18 protein-coding genes and 1 pseudogene are annotated in these 22,154 nt (G+C 42.8%); 13 read left to right on the top strand and 6 right to left on the bottom strand.

Features of this window, described 5'->3' with window-relative positions; translation table 11 throughout:
* Window positions 1-116: 116 nt before the first annotated feature.
* From M3193_RS03240 to M3193_RS03230, 3 genes are read left to right on the top strand one after another with little or no spacing between them, the layout of a single operon-like run.
* A complete protein-coding gene (locus tag M3193_RS03240) occupies window positions 117-1,553 on the top strand; it encodes a spore germination protein (RefSeq protein ID WP_251624339.1) in 1,437 nt (478 codons plus the stop codon).
* Window positions 1,550-2,569, top strand: coding sequence for a GerAB/ArcD/ProY family transporter (locus M3193_RS03235; RefSeq protein WP_251624338.1), 1,020 nt, complete (start codon window positions 1,550-1,552; stop codon window positions 2,567-2,569). Before M3193_RS03240 ends, M3193_RS03235 begins: the two co-directional genes overlap by 4 nt.
* The gene (locus M3193_RS03230; RefSeq protein ID WP_251624337.1) at window positions 2,566-3,648 is read left to right on the top strand and encodes a Ger(x)C family spore germination protein; all 1,083 of its coding nucleotides are present in this window, start codon (window positions 2,566-2,568) and stop codon (window positions 3,646-3,648) included. Before M3193_RS03235 ends, M3193_RS03230 begins: the two co-directional genes overlap by 4 nt.
* 38 nt (window positions 3,649-3,686) lie before the next feature.
* Here the strand turns inward: M3193_RS03230 and M3193_RS03225 are convergent, their stop codons facing one another.
* Window positions 3,687-5,033 (bottom strand): MATE family efflux transporter, encoded by a 1,347-nt coding sequence (locus M3193_RS03225; protein WP_435372011.1) that lies wholly within the window; start codon window positions 5,031-5,033, stop codon window positions 3,687-3,689.
* Window positions 5,034-5,149: 116 nt separating this feature from the next.
* On the opposite strand from M3193_RS03225, the gene M3193_RS03220 reads away from it, so the two are divergent.
* The 6 genes from M3193_RS03220 to M3193_RS03195 all read left to right on the top strand — a co-directional run bounded on the left by M3193_RS03220 (window position 5,150) and on the right by M3193_RS03195 (window position 13,633).
* A complete protein-coding gene (locus tag M3193_RS03220) occupies window positions 5,150-6,226 on the top strand; it encodes an undecaprenyldiphospho-muramoylpentapeptide beta-N-acetylglucosaminyltransferase (RefSeq protein ID WP_251624336.1) in 1,077 nt (358 codons plus the stop codon).
* A 198-nt stretch (window positions 6,227-6,424) separates the two neighbouring features.
* Window positions 6,425-9,238 carry a 2-oxoglutarate dehydrogenase E1 component gene (locus tag M3193_RS03215; protein WP_251624335.1) on the top strand — a complete coding sequence of 938 codons (2,814 nt, stop codon included), beginning with the start codon at window positions 6,425-6,427 and terminating at the stop codon, window positions 9,236-9,238.
* Window positions 9,239-9,302: 64 nt separating this feature from the next.
* On the top strand, window positions 9,303-10,541 hold the full coding sequence (gene odhB / locus M3193_RS03210; protein WP_251624334.1) for a 2-oxoglutarate dehydrogenase complex dihydrolipoyllysine-residue succinyltransferase: 1,239 nt from the start codon (window positions 9,303-9,305) through the stop codon (window positions 10,539-10,541).
* A gap of 70 nt (window positions 10,542-10,611) precedes the next feature.
* On the top strand, window positions 10,612-10,809 hold the full coding sequence (locus tag M3193_RS03205; RefSeq protein ID WP_251624333.1) for a DUF6501 family protein: 198 nt from the start codon (window positions 10,612-10,614) through the stop codon (window positions 10,807-10,809).
* Window positions 10,810-10,866: 57 nt separating this feature from the next.
* Window positions 10,867-11,730, top strand: a complete 864-nt coding sequence (locus M3193_RS03200; protein WP_251624332.1) for an AAA family ATPase — start codon at window positions 10,867-10,869, stop codon at window positions 11,728-11,730.
* Between the two features lie 10 nt (window positions 11,731-11,740).
* The gene (locus M3193_RS03195) at window positions 11,741-13,633 is read left to right on the top strand and encodes a vWA domain-containing protein (RefSeq protein WP_251624331.1); all 1,893 of its coding nucleotides are present in this window, start codon (window positions 11,741-11,743) and stop codon (window positions 13,631-13,633) included.
* Window positions 13,634-13,672: 39 nt separating this feature from the next.
* Here M3193_RS03195 and M3193_RS03190 read toward each other — a convergent pair whose 3' ends face one another.
* Together M3193_RS03190 and M3193_RS03185 are read right to left on the bottom strand one after the other, a co-directional pair.
* Window positions 13,673-14,875, bottom strand: a complete 1,203-nt coding sequence (locus M3193_RS03190) for a toxic anion resistance protein (protein ID WP_251624330.1) — start codon at window positions 14,873-14,875, stop codon at window positions 13,673-13,675.
* A complete protein-coding gene (locus M3193_RS03185) occupies window positions 14,862-15,524 on the bottom strand; it encodes a 5-bromo-4-chloroindolyl phosphate hydrolysis family protein (RefSeq protein WP_251624329.1) in 663 nt (220 codons plus the stop codon). Before M3193_RS03185 ends, M3193_RS03190 begins: the two co-directional genes overlap by 14 nt.
* 193 nt (window positions 15,525-15,717) lie before the next feature.
* On the opposite strand from M3193_RS03185, the gene M3193_RS03180 reads away from it, so the two are divergent.
* Window positions 15,718-16,038 (top strand): DUF1033 family protein, encoded by a 321-nt coding sequence (locus tag M3193_RS03180; protein ID WP_251624328.1) that lies wholly within the window; start codon window positions 15,718-15,720, stop codon window positions 16,036-16,038.
* A gap of 174 nt (window positions 16,039-16,212) precedes the next feature.
* Window positions 16,213-16,413 carry a cold-shock protein gene (locus tag M3193_RS03175; protein ID WP_147055882.1) on the top strand — a complete coding sequence of 67 codons (201 nt, stop codon included), beginning with the start codon at window positions 16,213-16,215 and terminating at the stop codon, window positions 16,411-16,413.
* A gap of 46 nt (window positions 16,414-16,459) precedes the next feature.
* Here the strand turns inward: M3193_RS03175 and M3193_RS03170 are convergent, their stop codons facing one another.
* Window positions 16,460-17,146, bottom strand: a complete 687-nt coding sequence (locus M3193_RS03170) for a hypothetical protein (protein ID WP_251624327.1) — start codon at window positions 17,144-17,146, stop codon at window positions 16,460-16,462.
* A gap of 124 nt (window positions 17,147-17,270) precedes the next feature.
* Window positions 17,271-18,878, bottom strand: a complete 1,608-nt coding sequence (locus M3193_RS03165) for an ABC-F family ATP-binding cassette domain-containing protein (protein WP_251624326.1) — start codon at window positions 18,876-18,878, stop codon at window positions 17,271-17,273.
* Between the two features lie 513 nt (window positions 18,879-19,391).
* On the opposite strand from M3193_RS03165, the gene M3193_RS03160 reads away from it, so the two are divergent.
* Together M3193_RS03160 and M3193_RS03155 are read left to right on the top strand one after the other, a co-directional pair.
* On the top strand, window positions 19,392-20,591 hold the full coding sequence (locus M3193_RS03160) for an MFS transporter (RefSeq protein ID WP_251624325.1): 1,200 nt from the start codon (window positions 19,392-19,394) through the stop codon (window positions 20,589-20,591).
* A 260-nt stretch (window positions 20,592-20,851) separates the two neighbouring features.
* Window positions 20,852-21,067, top strand: coding sequence for a hypothetical protein (locus M3193_RS03155; protein WP_251624324.1), 216 nt, complete (start codon window positions 20,852-20,854; stop codon window positions 21,065-21,067).
* 71 nt (window positions 21,068-21,138) lie between these two features.
* Here the strand turns inward: M3193_RS03155 and M3193_RS03150 are convergent.
* Window positions 21,139-22,146 (bottom strand): annotated as a pseudogene (locus tag M3193_RS03150) (IS1595 family transposase).
* Window positions 22,147-22,154 lie beyond the last annotated feature (8 nt).

The raw sequence follows: 22,154 nt of genomic DNA, 5'->3' as shown, positions 1-22,154 counted from the left end.
CGCCATGGCGCAAAGGGTGACTTTTTTTGATGTGATTCAGATGATTGCCACACATAAACTCCTGAAACGTTTAAAACATTTTTACTGGGTACATACTTTTCCAAGAGGTGAATATCATGGATGACGTAAAATCGAATGATAGTTTGATTTTATATATACAAAACCTTTTCCATGATTCCGCAGATCTTATTGTGCGGAAAATCTCTTGGAAAGATGGAGACGGCATTGTTTGTTTTCTCAGTACAATGACGGAAAGCAGCGAAGTGAACAAGCAGATTGAGATTCTACGACTTCGTTCAATTGCTGAGCTTCCAAATTGGGCTGGAACCGCTACCTCTAGTGTAGAAGCATTTTCAGTACCGAAACTGATAAAAACTGTTACAAATGGATTTGTTGCAATTTTTTTCCCAGCCACAAATCTGCTATTGACGATTACAATCCCTTCGTTTGAGGTTCGTTCAACGACCGAGCCGAATAATGAAATTGTTATTCGCGGGGCCCATGAAGGTTTCGTGGAAAGCATCGACAAAAATATTTCGCTTATCCGAAAGCATCTCTTAATTTCTGATTTAGTTGTGAAAGATGTAAAGCTTGGGGAAGATACAAATACGAAAGTTACCTATGTTTTTATCGAGTCAATCGCGGATAAGGATGTCGTAAACGAAGTTAAATCACGTCTTGAAAATATAGATCGAACAAAGATCTACAGCATAGGTCAAATAGAGGATTATTTGGAAGATTCACTTTGGTCCCCATTTCCACAGTTTTTGAACACGGAAAGACCAGATCGTGCCGTTGCAAATTTATTGGAAGGAAAAATTGTGCTTTTCACCGACCAATCACCCTCGGCGTTAATTGCACCTGTCAATTTTTTTTCATTTTACGAAACGCCGGACGATTTTAATGGACGTGTAATTGTCAGCTCTTTCTTTCGCATGTTGAGGATATTCAGCTTCGTTATAGCAGTATTTCTACCTGCATATTATATCGCTGTGGTCGGTTTCCATTCGGAGGTACTACCGTATGATCTAAGTATGAAAGTGAAAACAGCTGTGGAATTTATCCCGTACCGTCCAATTGTTGAAGCACTTATTGTGGAGCTATTTATAGAAGTCATCCGGGAGGCAACAATTCGGCTACCCGCACCGATTGGTCCTACAATTGGTATCGTCGGGGGATTAGTTATCGGAGATGCAATCGTCAATGCAGGTCTCGTGTCTAATTTAATGGTTGTCGTTGTCGCAATGACTGCAATTTCAAGCTTTGTTGTTCCAAGTGTTGAAATGAACACGACAATTCGGATTATCCGATTTCCATTCATGTTGGCTGCTACATTATTCGGTTTTTTCGGTATTGCTATTGGGACAATCATCTTATTTATCCATTTGATGAACAGGTCATCGCTGAGCCAACCTTATTTGTCACCTGTCGTGCCATTTGACCCTTCCCGTTTTAAGAATATATTCTTCAGGATTCCCTACTTTAAAAATCATAAGCAACAACAAACATTTACACACGGCACTGGCAGGCGGAAAAGGCGGGGAAGAAATTGAACTTCAATCTATCCAGAAATCAATTTTTCCTCATTCTGTTTGTTGTCCAGTCAGGATCATCGTTCTTCTCTTTCCCATCGCCTTTTGTCAATGCTGCTGGAAGGGATGCATGGCTTGTATTCATCGTTGCTGGAGCTTTGCACTATATGCTGTTGCTCTTTTATGAAAGAAATTATAAGAATTTTAAGATTGGACCGTTTGTTGGGTGGTTATACAAAATTTACTGGCTCTTTTTGACCATCGTTTATATGGCATATATCGACTATACATTAGCGGTATGGGGGTTTCCGGAAACTCCACAAATTATTGTTATTGCAGTGTTAGTAACTGTCTCTCTCTATGCGAATTTGAGCAGGGCAGAAACGGTGATCAATTTATCTGTCATGCTGATTCCGCTTATCTTTGTCTTTGTCATTTTCCTGCAATTCGCTTGGAAGGATTTGGTCTGGACGAATCTTTTTCCCTTCGGGGAGTCGACGGGTGCGGAATGGGCAAAAGGATTCCTGAAAGCACAAATCGCTTTCATAGGCAGTGAATTATATGTGTTTTTTAGAAAGCATGTTGATAGCAAACAAAAAATAAAAGGCCGCCCATTATTTTTCTACCAAATATTATGGTTTACATTCTTTTTTTTCTCTGTGCTCATAGTGATTTTATATTACACACCCCGCGGATTAGAAAGGCTTCCTGAACCGCTCTTATTTCTGTTAAAGGCCCAGGAAGTGACTTTTGTTGAGCGCCTCGATCTTTTTTTCTTATATATTTGGACGGTTTGGACCATAATCACCATTGTAATCATATCCTTTGCCGCATTGTATGTTCACCGGCTACATTTCAACGAGCATCAAAAAAGGGATACAATCATTTGGCACATATTTCTTGTGCTGTTGCCATTGTTTTTCTTGTCCAAGGGATTTGTTGAAAAACTGAATGACGTAATCATTTATCTTTATCTTGTTTTTGGCCTATTCATTCCGCTTATCGTGATCCTTATGAATCGGAGGAAGCAGAAATGAAAAAAATCATTCTTATTTCGATCGTTTGTTCTTTTCTTCTGGTAGGATGCTGGGATGAACGGCTATTCAAAGACATTACAATTGTTCCGCTGATTGCTTATGACGGGAAACAAGGAAGCTGGACGGGATACTTCACGCATGCTGTAGTCGCTAAGCCCGATAGCATCAGTTTTTCGACAATACAAGGAAGTGGTGTTTCAATTGAGGATACTCGGCTTGATGCCAATCGAAAAACCGGCGAATTACTCGATCCTTCACAAGTATTAGTTGTACTTCTCACAACTGAAGCTGCGAAAACGAATCCTATTGAGACTTTCGACATCGCTTACAGGATGCCACGTACCCGATTGAGCGGTCGCTTGGTCGTGGTGGAAGGGGATTTGGCCCAATATCATAAAAAAACTGAGAATATGGGCAAAGAGCTCCCCGATTATTACGAAGCAAATTTGAAAACTGCTGAATTAGATTCAGTTATTCCAGACATTAATATTCAAAGTGCTGCCCGATTGCTGCTCGATGAAGGAATTGATCTTCAATTGCCGTATATGAAAATGTCCGAAGCGACTGGCACACCTGGGGTGGAAGGGGTCGCTTTATTCAGCGATAAAGTTTTTTCTGGGCATACATTGAATGCGAAGGAGTCGACCATAATTCAAATTCTTAAAAAGAAGCCTGGAAAAAGTGCTATGTTTACATACAAGTGGAAAAAAGAGGATAAAGACTATCCGGTTACTGTCACACAAAATAAGGTCAAAAAAAAATGGGTCATAACAGGGAATTCAATCCATGCAACGTATAAAATGAAATTCAGTGTCAATGAGTTTGCGTTCGATCATCTAGATAAAGAAAGATCTAGGAAAGAATTGGAGGATTTTCTTTCAAAAGAGCTGACAAAGGATTTTAATGACGTGGTCAAGAAATTGCAGGAAGCGAAAAGTGACCCTGTCGGCTTTGGCAGAACTGTCCGTGCGTTCCATCCTCAGTTATGGAAAAAAGGAAAGTGGCAAGATACATTTGCCGAACTCGAGATCAATGTAAAAGTTGAGGCTGAAATTACAAGAACCGGCATATTGAATTAAAGGAAAACCCGCGAGCTAAAAGCACCGCGGGTTTCTTATTAACTGAATTTCTTTTTCTGAATGTGGAGCAGACGGAGTGTCAGTGCGAGTGCTCCGACCGTCAGACCTGAAATGAGACCGACCCAGTAGCCGAACGGGCCTAAGTCGCTAAATGTCGCCAAAAGGTATCCGATAGGCAAACCGAGCACCCAATAAGACATGATCGCCATTATGAATGTCATATTGACATCTTTATATCCGCGCAACGCGCCTTGGACGGGTGCTTGGATTGCATCCGATAATTGAAAGAGCGCCGCATAGATGAGGAACTGGGCCGCCATTCCAATAATGCGGACGTCAGTCGTATAGAGAGAGGCGATTTGCTCCCGGAAGATAAGGAGGATGATGATGGCCACGGCACTGAAGGCAATGGCAAGACCGACAGCTAAAAAGCTGTATTGCTTCGCATCACGGAACTGCCCAGCGCCAACAGACTGTCCGACTAGAATTGTTGCGCCCATCGAAATGCTCAAAGGAATCATATAGAGTAGAGACGAGAAATTTAGGGCAACCTGATGTGCCGATATAACAGTGGTCGAATAGTTACTCATCATCAATGTAACCGCAGAAAAGATGCTCGTTTCGACAAATATTGAAATCCCGATCGGCACGCCGATGAATAGTATTTCCTTCCACCTTACAAATGAGAGCTTGCCCCATTTTGTGAATAGCTGGTATTCGCTGAACGATCTGTGTTTCCAAGCGACACCATAGGCAATGAAAAAAATGAGCCAATAGGTGATTGCAGCTGCATAACCTGCTCCGACACCACCTAATTCAGGAAAGCCCCAGTTTCCGTAAATAAGAAGATAATTCGTGAAAATGGTTAGTGGCGCTGATAACAGAATGATAGCCATTGAGACTCGTGTAGCGCCGAGTGCATCGAAATAACAGCGTAAAACGGTGTATGCAAATAGCGGAAACAGTCCCAAGCTCATGGCTTCCAGGTAGTCGGCAGCTACAATACGGACTTCTTGTTCAAGTGGCATCGATTCGAGGATCGGTGAAACACCATATCGAATGATCAGAAATACGATAGCAGCTAGGGCGATAGACACGTAGAGACCTTGCTGAACTGTAAATTTCACATCTTCTTTCCGTCGTGAACCTATTAGCTGGGCGATAATGGGCGTAAGCCCCATCAAGATGCCGGCTAGGCCAGTATAGACAGGCACCCAGAACGAAGAACCAATTGTCACGCCCGCAAGGTGGTATGTATCGTATCGCCCCGTCATAAGAATGTCGAAGAAGGTAATCATGTAGAGGGCAACCTGTGTAATGAGTATCGGCATAACAATGGTCGCCAGTTTGAACGGTTTTCTTTTCAATGGAACGGTAGTTTGCAAGTAAATCATCCTTTAATCCAAAATTACCCCCATTGTACCATGGTTCGTTTGCTATAATGACTATGGAGTTCATAAAGGTGAATTCTTATATTTGAGAATAGATGAGGTGAATGGCCATGAAACGGCCTGTCGTATTACTAACCGGGGGCGGCACTGCAGGTCATGTGTCGGTAAATGAAGCACTAATACCCGTATTTATTGAAAAAGGATATGAAATCCATTATATCGGTTCCCATAATGGCATCGAAAAAGAATTGATAAAAGACGGTCACCGCGAAGTGACCTATCATGCAATCCAAAGCGGTAAGTTAAGACGTTATTTTTCCATGAAGAATTTTTCTGATCCATTCCGTGTAGGAGCTGGGGTTCTCCAGGCTTATTCGATATTGCGCAAGGTACAGCCGGAAATTATTTTCTCAAAGGGCGGATTTGTTTCCGTGCCTGTCGTTTTAGCAGCAAAGCTAGCAAAGATTCCAGTCGTCGTTCATGAATCGGACGTTACTCCAGGACTTGCAAACAAACTGGCTCTTCCGTTTTCCAAACATATTTATACTGTCTTCGAGCAGACGCTTGATTATGTACCTGCTGGAAAAGCAACTTGCGCAGGTGCTATCATCAGACCTGAAATATTCCAAGGAGACAGGAACGAAGGGTTGCGGATCGCGGGATTGACAGGAGAAAAACCGGTAGTTATCGTCATGGGGGGCAGCCAAGGATCAGCATTGCTCAATAACGCCGTGCGAAGTGAATTGGATGCTGTACTTGAACATTTTGAAGTCATCCATCTTTGCGGCAAAGGGAATATTGAAGAGTCTCTGGAGCCGATGAAAGGCTACACACAGTTTGAATACGTCACTCAAGGGCTGCCGCATTTATTGGCGGCATCCGATTATGCAGTATCACGTGCGGGATCAAATGCAATATTTGAATTGCTGTCCGTCTTAAAACCGATGCTGCTAATTCCCTTATCCGCTTCACAAAGCAGGGGGGATCAGTTATTAAATGCTTCCCTTTTCGAATCACTAGGCATAGCAAAGGTGATCCAAGAAGAAGAGCTGGGTGAAAACTCCATCGCTGAACTATTCACATCATTAAGGGACAATCGGGATTATCTTGTATCGAATATGAGAAAAGTCTCACACACGAAATCCCCTGAAACGATGGTGGAGTTAATCCTTTCACACAAAAATTAGCTGGAACAGGATTTTGTAAAGTGTAAGTTGAAAAAGAGAGTTGCAAATAAATAAAAAGGAATCTATTTTTGTAGAATGCCAATATGTCAATAAAATAGAACTAATCCCTTCCCGTTCTATTATTTGCGTGGTAATATGGATACGGATAAAAAATAGAAACACAACATGCCAATAGGCAAAATGTGGAGGTCATTTTACATGTCGAACAATGTTGGTACCCAACGTTCCCCTTATTCGGTATTCGCTGGTCCGAACCTTGGGTATGTAATGGAAATGTATGATCAGTTTAAAGTGTCACCCGAATCGGTGGATCCCGAACTTGCTGAAATGTTCAGAAGCTACGGTGCGCCTTCTATAGAGGGTGCAGATCAAAATACAGCAATGTCAGCTGTGCCAGAAGGTAATTTCGGAAAAGTTCTGGCCGCCTACACGCTAATCGACGCTATCCGCACATACGGGCATCTTGCCTCGGATATCTATCCGCTGAACGATAGACCCAAAGATGCAACTCGACTGGAACTTTCGTATTACGGTTTGTCCGAGAGTGATTTACAGTCAATGCCAGCCTCCTTATTTGTTAAAAATCCGCCCGCCCATGTAGAAAGCGGACTGGACGCGGTAAACTATCTGAAATCCTTATACACGGGCAAGATTGCTTATGAATTCGCCCATGTGATTGATGAAGAAGAGCGGACTTGGATCCAATCGAAAATTGAAAACGGAGAACTATCCGTAGAACTTTCCGAGGATGAAAAGAAAGCATTACTAGAGCGTCTTACGAAGGTCGAAGGCTTTGAGAAATTCATTCACCGCACATTTGTCGGGGCTAAGCGATTTTCCATTGAAGGACTTGACTCGCTAGTCATCCTCATTGATGAATTGGTTCGCCGTTCAGAGGCTGACAGAGTGAAGAAGATATTGATTGGCATGGCACACCGTGGACGTTTGAATGTATTGACCCATATTTTGAATAAACCTTATGAAATGATGTTCGCTGAATTTGCCGGCGTCCCTTCAGATCCATTCCTACCTCAAGATGGATCGCTTGAGACGACCCATGGCTGGTTCGGTGATGTTAAATACCATATGGGAGCCCTTTATAAAGCTCCATCAGGAACCGAACGTTTCTTGGCTTACAATCCTTCCCACTTGGAAGTCGTCAATCCGATAGTTGCAGGCCAGACACGCGCCGCACAGGAGTCGACAGCTCATGAAGGTCTGCCTGAGCAGGATATGAAGGCAGCTTATGCGATCATGATCCATGGAGATGCCGCATTCCCAGGTCAAGGCATTGTGCCTGAAACGTTCAACTATAGCCGCGTCCGCGGTTATAAGACTGGCGGTTCAATCCATATCATCGCCAATAATACAATCGGATTTACAACTGAATATTACGATTCAAGATCTACACATTATTCATCAGATCCGGCAAAAGGTTTTGAAGTTCCAGTCCTGCATGTAAATGCAGACAGTCCGGAAGATGTTTTGGCTGTTGCAGCGTTTGCCTTCGAATATCGTCAAAAGTTCGGCAAGGATATTTTAATAGACTTGATCGGATACCGCCGTTACGGTCATAACGAAATGGATGAACCGTTAGTGACGAACCCGATGATGTACCATTCAATTCATAAGCACCCGACTGCACGCCAACTATACGGTTCACAACTAGTAGAGGCAAACATCTTGAGAGACGAGGATGTTGATAAGCTGGATGCTGACATTTTTGCGATGATGCAAGCCGCATACGACAAGGTGAAAGAGGATTCCTCTAAAGCCAAAGAAAAATCCAATGCGACACCTGAAGCTGTCATGGCGGGGTACCCTCGGGATCTTGAAACTGGTGTAGACCATGACAGATTGCAGCGGATGAACGAAGAGCTTCTATCTTATCCGGAAGACTTCACAGTGTTCAGCAAGCTGGATCGGATTTTGAAGCGTCGTGAAGAGCCGTTCAAAGGCAAAGGGAAAGTCGATTGGGCACACGCCGAACAATTGGCATTCGGTTCCATCCTCCAAGATGGCAAGCCGATCCGCATAACGGGCCAAGACGTCCAACGGGGTACTTTTGCACACCGTCATCTTGTGCTTCACGACGAAAAGACAGGAGAAGAATTTGTTCCGCTTCATCATATCAGTGACTCCAAAGCTTCATTTGTCGCTTACAATAGCCCGCTGACTGAGTTTGCCGTCGTCGGTTATGAATTCGGTTATAACTTGGAGAAAGACCAAGCGTTGTCAATTTGGGAAGCCCAATACGGGGACTTTGCAAATATGGCACAAGTAATGTTCGACCAATTCATTTCGTCCAGCCATTCAAAATGGGGACAGCAATCGGGCATGGTCATTCTTCTGCCTCATGCATACGAAGGTCAGGGACCGGAACACTCAAGCGCACGTCTCGAAAGATACTTGCAGCTAAGTGCGGAAAATAACTGGACGGTTGCGAATATTTCAAGCGCAGCGAACTACTTCCACGTCTTGCGCAGACAGGCAATGATGCTTGGTACTGAAGTGGAGCGTCCTCTTGTCATCGTATCGCCGAAATCACTTCTTCGTCACCCGCTTGTCGGCGCTGAGGTGAGTGATCTAGCAGAAGGCCACTTCCAAACTGTTCTTGAACAGCCTGGAACCGGTCAAAATCCTGACAAAGTGAAAAAGATCCTGTTCGCAAGCGGTAAAATGGCAATTGATCTGGCAGAAAAAGTTAAGGATGGAGAAGGCTTCGACCACTTGCATATCGTACGTGTCGAACAGCTTTATCCGTTCCCATCAGATAAAATTGCGGAAATCGCAGCGCGCTATCCAAAAGCGAAGGAGCTTGTCTGGGTTCAAGAAGAGCCTAAAAACATGGGGTCTTGGTCATTTGCATTGGAATACATGCTGGAAATCGCAGGAGATAAGAAATCAGTTTCCTACGTAGGCCGTATTCACCGTGCGAGCCCTTCAGAAGGTAATGGGGAAGCGCACAAAGCAGAGCAGCAACGCATCATCGAAGAAGCTTTGAAAAAATAATTTCACTTTACTTAAAGATATTTGTTGCCACCGTTGAAACGGTAGAACAGAGGAGGAATTTATTGTGGCTGAAATCAAAGTACCTGAGCTTGCAGAATCGATAACTGAAGGAACGATTGCAAAGTGGTTGAAACAACCCGGTGAAAGTGTTGGCAAAGGCGAGTTCATCGTAGAACTGGAAACGGATAAAGTAAACGTTGAAGTCATCTCAGAAGAAGCCGGAGTCATCCAAGAACTTCTTGCTGCTGAAGGTGACACAGTTGAAGTAGGTCAAGTCATTGCAGTCGTAGGCGAAGGCTCCGGAGCGCCAGCGGCACAACCATCTGCACCTGCTCCTAAAGCAGAAGAGGCTCCTGCAGCAGCACCGGCACCACAGGAGGCGGCAGCAGTTCAAACAACTGAACAGTCTTCTTCCGACCGGACGATCGCAAGCCCGGCAGCTCGTAAGCTTGCACGGGAAAAGGGCATTAATCTTGCAGAAGTATCACCAGTAGATCCGATGGGTCGCGTACGTGCGCAAGACGTCTCAGCACATGGTACAGCTCCAAAAGCTCCTGCTGCACCTGCAGCTCCAGCTAAAGCAGCTGCCGCACCTGCACAAGATGGCCGTGAAACACGTGAAAAAATGACGCGTCGCCGCCAAACGATCGCGAAACGTCTATTGGAAGTCAGACAGTCAACTGCAATGCTGACTACGTTCAATGAAATCGACATGACTGCAGTTATGGAACTCCGTTCACGTAAAAAAGATGAGTTCTATGACAAAAATGATGTGCGTCTTGGTTTCATGTCCTTCTTTACAAAAGCTGTTGTTGCTGCACTTAAAAAATACCCTTACGTCAATTCAGAAATCGATGGCGACGAAATCATTTTAAAACACTATTACGATGTAGGAATTGCAGTCTCAACTGAAGGCGGATTGGTTGTACCGATCGTCCGCGATGCAGATCGTAAGAATTTCGCTGAAATCGAATCGACAATCGGAGAGCTTGCTGGAAAAGCGAGAGACAATAAATTGACGATTGCAGATATGTCAGGCGGCTCTTTCACAATTACAAATGGCGGCGTATTCGGATCTTTATTCTCGACTCCTATTTTAAACGGTACTCAAGTGGGTATCCTAGGAATGCATACGATTCAAAAACGTCCTGTTGCTGTAGGCGATAAAGTGGAAATCCGTCCAATGATGTATATTGCATTGTCTTATGATCACCGTGTCATCGATGGAAAAGACTCAGTCGGATTCCTTAAGATGGTCAAAGAATTGATTGAGAACCCAGAGGATCTGCTTCTTGGATCTTGATTTTCTACCTAATTAAAAAGCCCGAGTCTCTCGGGCTTTTTCAAATTACTGAAAGTGGATGGTGAACGAAATGTCTTTCAAAGAGTGGACGACTGCCCCGACACTGCGTAAAGTCATCTGTAAGCATGCGGATGCGGCAAAGTATGTCGTGAACGATTGTTTAACACCCGGTAAAGAATATGATGTAAAAAACGAAACAGACGAATTCATTTTCATCGTGGACAATACCGGCAAAGTCGGCGGCTTTTATAAAACATATTTTGAATGAATCATTGCCCGTGCCGATTGTTAGGCAACGGGCATTTTTTAGGAGGATGAGCAATTCATGGATTCTTTTATCGCCAATGAAAGAGCAAATCGGCAAGCCAGAGAATACGGAAAGCAATTTACCGCTTTACTACAGGAGGGCGGCTATGTTTCCCCAATTCCTGATTTATGGGAGGATATTCTGGTCGGTGTCGTATTGAAAAAGCCTGTTCTATTGAAAGGGCCTTCCGGTTCTGGAAAAACGAAACTTGCACAGAGCATCTCCCATTTCTTCAACCAACCGATGCATAGTGTAAACTGCTCGGTCGATTTGGACGCGGAATCTCTTCTGGGTTTCAAGACAATCAATGCAAGCAGTGGACAATCCATCATAGAGTTTGTCGAAGGACCTGTTGTTCAGGCAATGAAAGAAGGCCATATCCTCTATATAGATGAAATCAATATGGCGAAACCGGAGACTCTCCCCATTTTACATAGCGTCCTTGATCATAGGCGGATGCTTACAAATCCTTTTACAAGTGAAGTAATTCATGCACATCCTGATTTTACGGTAATTGCGGCTATTAACGAAGGATATGTCGGAACCTCCCCGATGAATGAGGCGTTGAAAAACCGATTCATTTCGTATTCAATCCCTTATTTATCCGGGGAGCAACTACGGGAGATCATTCAAAACCTTTTTCCTCTCGGCGATGAAAACTTAGTAAATACGATGCTGAAGATCCATGAAGATATTAGAAAACAAGTGTTGAACGGTTTATTGTCTGAGGAAGCCGCTTCTGTCAGAAGTTTGTTGGACGCATTAGCGTTAGCGGAGCATATGCCGGTAATACGCGCCGTCCGCTATGCAATTGCGGAAAAACTTGAAGACAGGATGGACAGGGATCTCCTCATGGAATTAGTGGAAACATGGGTGAAGTGAGGCGTAAACCATGGTTAAATTAAATCGGTTTATACAGTTTAATGATGAAACGATCGATGTAAACATGCTGCTGTTATACGAACGTTTGGGCAGGGCGCTAGCGGAAGCGGAATTCCTGGAATTGACTGAGCGTAAACTATTCGAATTCCAGCCGAAGGAAGGCACCATTTCAATTAGTGTGTTTTGGAGGCATCGATCCGAAGAAGTAACACATGCCGGCCGGTTATCGGACGTGTATTTATTGACTGCGGGTTTTTGGAAGCATTTTTCCGTTCCAGTGTGGATCCGTTTCAGGAATACGTACAACAACCACCCTTTACAAAAGTTTGCTGAAGAGTTGCTGCTGATGTTTGAGGAATTCAGATTGATCGATGTGGTTGAAAAGGAGAGGCCTGGAACGGCAAAAGCATTTTTCATCCGACGGCAGCTAATGCTGAAATTCCATCAGGATCGGCTCTTATCCAATACGAATAAGTCGTTCTGGGCAGATGCTTTGCTGAATCAGCTGTATATTACATTGCATGAAGGTTTTGTGACTGAAACGCAAGTGGATTGGAACTTGCCGATCAGCCAAATTATGATGATTGCTGCATATGCGACGGATGCGAAATCAACTGAAGATGTAGCCGAATTGGCAGAGCGTATTCTTTTCATGGTTGAAGAAATCATTGAAAATGACCTTATTCATCAATATTATGCTGTTGGAGATGCCCTCCCGGAAGAAATAGCCGCATTTCATTATCACGAAGGAATGATTGATGCAGAACAAGGTGAAGACATTCCAAAGGAAACGATTGAGGAAATCTTCCGTACGTGGCACCGTGAAAGTGAAAGTGAATCGGGTGTGCACCTTGAATACGAGCTGGAGCATGGCCGGGCTGGCAGGGGAGACGGCGACAATTCGACTGAAGGCAATGAAAATGCCGAAATTCAAGAAACAGGGATTGGACAATCAGAGGGAAATGTAAGCAGCAAGTGGTCCGATGTCGAACGTAGCCATTCAGGAAAGAAGTCAAAGCGAAAAACTGCAGGTCATGATTTTGGCAAAGAGCATGTCAATGTCGTATATGAAGAGCAGGCAGTTCAAGCAGACCGCGATGATGTGAATCTGACAAAGCTACTAACATGTCGCGAAGAACAAAAACCGCATGTCCGTTCATTTACAGAGGAAATGAGAAAGCGGATTGAATTGAAAGCCGATGCTAAAAGGAATCGATTAATGAAGGGCAGGTTGTCGTCGAAGTTGACGACGTTACTAGTGGATGAAAGTCCACGTCCTTTTTATCGGAAAAACGTTCCTTCGGAAAAGTTGGACGCGGTGTTCGGTTTACTTGTAGATGGTTCCGCATCAATGATGGATAAACTCGACGAGACGAAGAAAGCTGTTTTACTATTCCATGATGTTTTACGGGAGCTGTCCGTCCAACATGAAATATCCTCTTATTACGAAGATGCCAATTATGCATCCAAGGATATGCAGCCGAACGTTTTTGGGTTGATGCATACATTTGATGATCAGCGGAAAGATGATGGGTTGACGATTCTTTCTTTTGAAACGAATGAAGATAATCGAGATGGTTTTGCGATTAGATGGATGACGCGCAGGTTGTTAGGCAGACCGGAGAAACACAAATTTTTACTCGTATTTTCGGATGGAGAGCCGTCTGCATTTGGTTATGACCGAAACGGCATTTTGGATACGAGGGAATCGGTATTGGAGGCGGAGAAGAAAGGTGTCTCTGTCATCCACTTGTTCTTATCATCTGAGGAACCGACAGATGATCAGCGTGCACTGTTTTCAATGATGTTTGGAAATAAATCGGCAGCATCAAAATCTGTTGAACAGTTTGCTGATCAGACTTTGAGGATTTTAAGGAAATTGTTAGCGATTGTTGTGGGTTGAGAGAAGAAAAAAACCGCCAAAAGGGCGGTTTTTTTAATGTTATAGTGGTCGATTTGGAGATTGTGTTTTTTCGTGTACGGCAAGAAGGCGTTGTTTTAATTCTTCTTCCATCCGGGCAATTTCCACTTCTGCCTGTTTACGCTTCGCACGACCATCCGCTTGGATAACAAGCGTTTCTTCGATTGTCTGAATCAGGTTTTCCTGCGTTTTCTTCAATGTGTCGATTTCAATGATGCCGCGTTCGTTTTCCTTCGCAGTTTCTATTGAGTTCACTTTCAACATTTCAGAGTTCTTCAAGAGAAGGTCGTTCGTTGTTTTTGTCACTAGACGTTGGGATTCTACGGCCTTCCGCTGTCTATTCAATGTCAGCGCGATAGCGATCTGGTTCTTCCATAACGGGATGGAGGTCATGATGGAAGATTGGATCTTCTCAGCAAGCGTCTGATTCGTCTGTTGAATCATCCTAATTTGCGGAGCGCTTTGAATTGTAATCTGTCTGGAAAGCTGGAGATCGTACAATCGTTTTTCCAATCGATCTAGGAATTGTCCCATGTCGTTCACTTCTTGGAATGCCATTTGGTCATTCGAAAGTTCCGCTTTCCTTTGCATTTCAGGAATAATGACATTTGCGATTTCATCCCTTTTCAGTTCTGCCGCAGCAATATAGACATTCAATGCTTGAAAGTATGTCTTGTTCTGTTCGTAAAGGTTGTCAAGCATTTGTACATCTTCAAGCAAGCCGCGCTTGGAATGCTCCAATTGGACACCGATGCGATCGATTTGTGTACTCAGTTTCTGATACTTCGTCATCATTTCCTGGATTGATCGAGTAGCTTTGCTGAACAGGCGGCTCAGCCCGGTTTTTTTCTTTGCGGACAGGTCCTCGGGATCAATTTCCGACAGCTTGCCCATTAAATCACTTAAAACATCTCCAACAGGACCAATATCTTTGCTTTGCACGTGGTCGAGCATTTTATGGGAGAAGCGGGATAATTCATTCTGTGCATTTGCGCCATATGTGATAATCGCTTCATAATTTCCAACTGGAATTTGTTCGGCTAGTTGTCTCGCTTTTTCCTGCTCTTCAGGTGTCAGGCGATCCATCAGCTTAACAGCCACCTGGCCTTTCGTTTGCTCCGTCTGCATTTCTTTCGGCAGAAGCGGTTCATTCATAGTAAATGGATTGTCCAAAAGGTCATCCATCGATTTCACATCGGAATTCGTCGTGTTATTTTCTGTCATTACGCATTTCTCCTTTCATCTCAAGCAACGGTTTGTTCTTTTTCATCGTCACATCCAAGTAGTCCAGTTCAAGCTGCAATTGTTCAATATCTGTTGCCAGGGCGCCTCGAAGATCCTGCTCCAATTGTTTATTCACTTCTGTAAGTGTTTCCCTAGTATGTTGGAGGGCAACCCTAATTTCCTGATCATTCAATGGTTGATTGACCAGCATTGCATATTTGGACGTCAACTCGACAGCTGAATCGAGATGTGAATAGAAAAATCTCTCGACATGATAGAATTTCTTAGGGTTTTTGCGTACTATGGTAAGAATCCTCTTTGCCAAGTTATTCATCTCGTATACTTGTTTAAATGCTTGCACTGAGCGGACCTGGCCATATAACCCATTCAATTTATTTATTTTTGATTTCGCTTCGGAGATTTGGGTTTTAATATGCTTGTATTCCGATCTTGACATGCCAAGCTCTTTTACATTTGACGATAGCTGTATTTGTTTGATCGTAAAATTACCACCTAAGTAAATTGCAATCATCAGACCGGTTGCGGCGACTGGATTCATGCCTGCAGCAAGGATCATCGTCAACCAAGAGCCGAAGCTTATTGGCGCCGCTATTAAGTGCCGTTGAAAAAACTGCTTAACTTCTTGCATCGTCTACAGGCCTCCTTATAATCTCTATCCTTTATTACGTTTGAAACGATCAAAAGTTTCATTCCCTTAGTCCGATTATACCTGATTCCTTACAGAATTACATTGTAATGGGTTATATGAATTCATTTACTTGGATAGTTAATCGGGATTTGTTAAAATGAATCCACTCACGGCTTTTAGAGGGGGAACTTAAATGAAATATGAAGTCGTCTATATAAAAGCGGATTACGAACCGTGGTGGATGTTTGAAGACTGGGAACAGAAAATCCAGTCAAGGAAGGCATTTGAAACCGCTCAAGAGGCTCTGGAATACTTACGAGAGTTGAACAATGAATTTGGTTCAAAGTACAAATACAGGGAAGAGCGGAAAGATTGTTTTTTCGCATACTGGACGGATAATGAACGCATCTTTTGTGAAGGCTGCGATGAAGATCTGCAAATATTCCACGGGGTCGTTTCTTTGATGGACGGCAAGCCGGCTTCGCTTATGATGATGAATAATTCGAATATTTGATAATGTTATATTGACAATTAATTTGGGTATGGTATAGTAGCAGTAAGATAAAACGATTTACCGAAGCAGACGTATTCACGTATTACAAAAGGTGATCGGCGTTGTCGGTGCTTTTTGTAATATGTGAATTTTTTTCATGTATTAGCAAGAACAATTATTTGGAGGTAGTCACAAATGAAACAAGGTACTGTAAAATGGTTCAACGCTGAAAAAGGCTTCGGATTTATCGAAGTTGAAGGGGAAGACGATGTATTCGTACACTTCTCTGCAATTCAGGGAGACGGATTTAAATCTTTGGACGAAGGACAACAAGTCGAGTTCGAAGTTGTAGAAGGCAATCGTGGTCTTCAAGCTGCTAACGTAGTTAAACTATAATTCGTCAGACAAAAGAGGCGCCTCTCGAGGTGCCTCTTTTTTATGTTTATTCAGGTTTTGTAACAGATTCCAAAGTTGACGTGACAATATACTCTTCACCAACCGATTTCATAATTGATTCGCGCTTCACTTCTCCGAATCCTTCTACAAAGTATTTGCGGTTGACAAAATCCTCGCCCTTTTCTTCAATGACAAAAGCATGCGTGAATTTTTCATACGGCGTATCCACCGCAACGTCGGTTTCGACGATTTCCCAACCGTCAAATGTTGTACCGACTTTCAAAGGCTTTTTTAAATAAATGCCGATAGGCTCCATTGCATCAATCTCTTGCTGAGAAGGGAAGTCTTCATGCAAATCTACTGGTTTTTCTTCCATCTTCAGGATCTGTTCCTTCTCGATTTTGTAAATGCGCCTGATTACTGTACCGCCATTATTTTCATGAAGAATTACATAGTCCTCATACGGATGCGCAAAATCAATATCCAACTTAGCAAATTCGTTTCCTTCCCCTTTATACCGCGCAGTTGATCCCGCAGGAAGGAAGTAGTCAAGTAATGTCTGGTCGTTTTGATTTGGCTTTGTGTTCGAATCGTTGGCATTCCCTTTTTGTTCAGTTGGATTTGTTGTCTCTCCACTATTTCCTGAATTGTTCATGCTAGTGGTTTTGTTCGTACAACCGGAAGCGATCAATGCAATAAGTGAAATTTGCAATAAAATGGTTTTTATTTTCATCTGCTGTACACTCCTTTCCAGTAGTATTGCCGATAAGATGATGAATATCCTTATTATATACATTACCGATGCCAGACTTTCAAAACGAAAAAACCGTTTTCCATAAAAGGAAAACGGTTTCGTATTAGTTGGATACCGATTGTTGGTCTTTCCACTCCAAATATTCATCATACTGCATCATTTTATCAAAGATTGTTCCGTCTTCACGGATTTCAATGATCCGATTCGCTACCGTCTGAATGAACTGCTGGTCATGGGATGTGAAGATCATCGCACCTTTGAAAGCAATCAAGCCATTATTCAATGCTTGAATCGATTCCAAATCCAAGTGGTTCATCGGCTCATCAAGGAGAAGGACGTTTGCATTATTCAACATCATTTTGGAAAGCATGCAACGGACTTTCTCTCCACCCGATAAAACAGATGGTTTCTTTTTAACCTCTTCACCGGAGAAGAGCATCCGGCCAAGGAAGCCGCGCAGAAACGTTTCTGTCTGATCTTCAGGTGAGTATTGGCGCAGCCATTCAACCAATGACGTTTCAGATCCCTCGAAGTACTTGTTATTATCAAGAGGGAAGTAGGAACGGGAAGTCGTTACGCCCCATTTGAATGTTCCGGAGTCCGGTTGAGCTTCTTCAGCTAGGATTTCCAACAAGGCCGTTTTAGCTAGTGGATTGCCTAATAGGATGATCTTATCCTCTTTATTCATTGTGAAAGTTACATCTTTCAGCATGACTTTTCCGTCTTGAGATTTAGATAGATCCTTAACGCTTAGCACATCATTACCGATTTCACGTCCAATTTGGAAGTTGACGAATGGATATCTGCGTGATGAAGGTTTAATATCATCCAATTCAATTTTTTCGAGTGCTTTTTTACGGGAAGTAGCTTGTTTCGATTTTGACGCGTTCGCACTGAAACGGGCGACGAAAGCTTGTAATTCTTTGATCTTTTCTTCTTTTTTCTTGTTCTGGTCTTGTGCCATTCTTAGTGCCAATTGGCTGGACTCGTACCAGAAATCATAGTTTCCTGGGTACAGTTGAATTTTTGAGAAGTCAAGGTCGGCGATTTGCGTACAAACCTTATTCAGGAAATGACGGTCATGGGATACAACGATGACAGTGTTCTCAAAGTTAATCAGGAATTCTTCCAGCCATTGTATGGCTTTCAAGTCCAAGTGGTTCGTCGGCTCATCCAGCAGCAAGACATCCGGTTTTCCGAATAACGCTTGTGCAAGAAGTACTTTAACCTTTTCAGAACCGCTCAGTTCAGCCAATTTAACATGGTGAAGACTTTCAGGAATGCCCAAACCTTGAAGAAGGATGGCGGCTTCCGATTCAGCTTCCCAACCATTCAATTCAGCGAATTCACCTTCAAGTTCAGCTGCGCGCATGCCATCTTCATCTGAAAAATCCTCTTTCATGTAAATAGCATTTTTCTCGGTCATAATATTATAAAGACGCTCATGGCCTCTAATGACCGTATCAAGCACTTCGTTTTCTTCATATTCGAAGTGGTTCTGCTTAAGGACTGCTAAGCGTTCATCCTTATTCATGATTACGTTGCCTGTCTGAGGTTCAAGCTCGCCTGACAAGATTTTAAGGAATGTTGATTTTCCGGCTCCATTTGCACCGATCAATCCGTAACAATGACCAGGGTTGAACTGTATATTCACATCTTCAAACAGTTTACGGTCACCGAATTGAAGACTAACATTACTAACTGCTATCATAAAAAATCCTCCTAAATTCACAATGCTCCTATTATAACACGGATTCTTCATGGAGTGGTACGGGTTCGATCCGCTTTTCACACTTTTTCAGTTCATCTCGTGTATGATTGTACTGTACGTTTTCTGCATCAAGCTTTTCTATTCATCCTCCGATTCATTTCCACAAAAAAATCCCCGTAATAGGGGATCAGCATTTGAATACGCTTCGTTGCCGATAAGCGTCCAATAGACTTAGCTCTTTATTCAATAAATATTCCATTCGCACATAATCCTTTTTTGTTGCAACGGCATGCTTATCCAATCCAGACATGGAGAATAGAAAATAATAGTCCTTCACTTTGCGGAAAATAAAAACAGTGTGGGGAAACTCGGCGAATCTACATTTTACTTGATACTTCCGAGTGTATTCCCAATGGAGAAGTTTCATGGTACATCTTTCCTTTCACTTTTTAGTATAGTGGAAGAAGTGAAGGAACACAAGTTCGGAATCAACATTTTATAAGGAGTTTTGTAATGTCACAACGTTCTTTGAAGCACAACACAATTTTACTACTCATTACAATTTTTATTGTGGCGGTCAATATGAGGCCGGCAATAACATCGATTGGTCCGATGCTTGACATCATTCGGGATGATCTATCCTTGACCAATGCAAAAGTGAGTCTGTTGACGGCTTTGCCGGTATTTTGCATGGGCCTGTTTGCGTCATTGGCACCTCTTCTAAATCGCAAGTTGGGGCTTACACGGTCAATGTACCTCATGCTGTTTGTCATTGGCCTTATGACAGCAATGAGGGGATTATATTCAACTTATGCTTCTTTGCTCATATCTGCAATAATTATCGGGATTGCAATTGCCGTAATGGGCCCTCTTCTCTCTGCGATGATTAAACAAAGCTTTCCGGAACGGGCGACGAGTGTAATCGGTGTCTATTCATTCGGTATGGGAGTCGGTTCTTCATTGGGAGCTGGACTTACTGCGCTATTTTTCGAATCCACCGGTTCATACCCGTTTGCACTAGGCATCTGGGCTGTTCTGTCAGTTGCGGGAATTGTATTCTGGAGACTTTCGGTAAAAGGGGATAGCGGTCTTCAGCGGGAGGTAAATGAGAAGGGTGAAAAGAGAACAGTTGGCGCCTTGTCGCCATGGCGGCAGAAAAAAGCATGGCTGTACTTGCTATTCTTCGGCTTACAAGCGTCAAGTTTCTTTGGTATCATTACGTGGATTGTTCCGCTTGCGACAGATGCCGGAATGTCACTCGTGCAAGCGAGCACTTTGTTGAGTGTCATGATGACGCTGCAAATCTTTTTAAACCTCCTCTTTCCAATCATTTATGAACGTTTCCCAAAAAGGAGATTCTGGCTGTTTGTATTTTTAACGATGGGATTACTTGCATTCATTCTGTTTTGGACCGGAGATCGCATGCTTATGTGGGTGAGTTCCATTCTAATGGCGATTCCTCTGGCAGGTCTTTTCCCCATTTCGTTGTTATTTCCATTGGATGCGACCGAAACAGCAGAGGATACAAATGAATGGACCGCAATGATGCAGACGGGCGGCTATCTGATCGCAGGTTTTTTGCCGTTATTGATTGCATTGATCTACGACTGGACGGGCGAGCATCAATATACATTGATGATTTTCATGGGATTGTTTGTAACGATGATGATCCTGACGTTTTTGATTGGCGACCGAGAGCAGAAAGTGGAATAGGGAGTAAAAACAGGTGAAGGATTAAATCCTTCACCTGTTCAGACTGTAGACAAACACCATGAATTTGGGTGTTTGCCTACAGTCTCTTCTTTTAAAATGGCTGTTTTCGCAAAGATTGTTGTTATTGGAATAAAAAGTGGTGTGTAGACTGAAATATAAGAATACTCAACCAACCAAAATGGAAAGGTAATTAATATTCTTTAATATAATTAGGCAATTACAATTTTTGTGATAATATATTTATATAGGAGGTGAAATCTATGAGCAGAAAAAAAATGTTGATACTAACTTTCGTGATGGGTGTACTCGCCACTGCTGTTGGATTGCCATTGCTAAGTGCATCAGGTGTCCCATCGTTTGATGTTGTGTTAGTTGCTCTGTTTGGAGAGGGTAGTGTTTGGGCTGTAGCACTTTCGCTACTACTAATCCTTCCAATTGCCCTTGGTGTAGGTAAAGTTGTTAAAAGCCATACCTAAGACGTAAGTTGGCTTAAATAAGACAGAAATGAAAATGCTGAAATGACTACATTTCGGCGTTTTTTTCTACTCTAAGCACTTTTTAATACTTGTACCGTATTATAATTTGATTTTTGACACGCTGAAATAAGCATTTGCTCGACTTGTTTTTCAAATGCCAAGTTTTTTCCCTTATCAAGCCAACGGAACCAGTAGAGGTAATTATCCAGATACTTTGTCGCAACACCTTGAAACCTTTCCATCCAAGTCTTTAAGCGATTATGGAAGTTGTTGACGTGTTGAATGTGATAGATACCTTTCTTTACACGCTGTTTCTGTCGTTCATTGACCGTTTCGTGTTGCAACCCTTTTATTCTGGCGAATTTCCTATAATTCGTTGCGGTATCCGTACATAACAAGGCAGACGGGTGAATATACTCACCTATCACTGTGTCAATTTCTTCGGCTTTGACACGCCCAGTGCCTGCTTTCCGAGCAATCACACTACCGTTGCGGTCTTGTGCAACCACAACTGCAATTTTCAGGTTAGAAATGCCTCTTTTCTTGTCCTTCTCTCCACGCTTTTTGGCTTTCCTATGAGATACTTCTCTACCTTTCATGGATTCACGAAAAAAGGTTTCGTCACTTTCAACGATACCAAGCAATTGGTTAAATCCGAGACTGCCTAATGCGTTCAAGATTTTATGTCTTCAATAGAATGCGGTAGAAATATGAATCTTCAACTTTTTAGCGATTTTTGGGAGTGTGTATCCCTCTACCATTAATTCAATGTACTTCACCCATTTTGCGGGATAGCGGGAACCTGAAAATGGCGTATTGGTCATATCATTGAAAGATTTCCCGCAATCAATACAGAGGTAGCGTTGTCTTGAACGATATTTGCCGTTCCGTTTAACCGATGTGCTTCCACAATGAACACAACCCAAACCAGAAGCGAATCGGGCTTCACGAATGCTTTTGAGTAGTTTTGTGATTTTATCTGGCTCGTCGGGTAGCAAGTCCTTTTTAATCGCTTCAAACATTGCTATTTGCTCCGATTTTGGCAAATCACCGAAATCCTTATATACATCCTCCCACATAAGTACCG

Source organism: Sporosarcina luteola (assembly GCF_023715585.1).
GTDB lineage: Bacteria > Bacillota > Bacilli > Bacillales_A > Planococcaceae > Sporosarcina > Sporosarcina luteola_D.
Note: the sequence above shows the minus strand (reverse complement) of the source record. Positions and strands in the feature narration are given on the sequence as shown.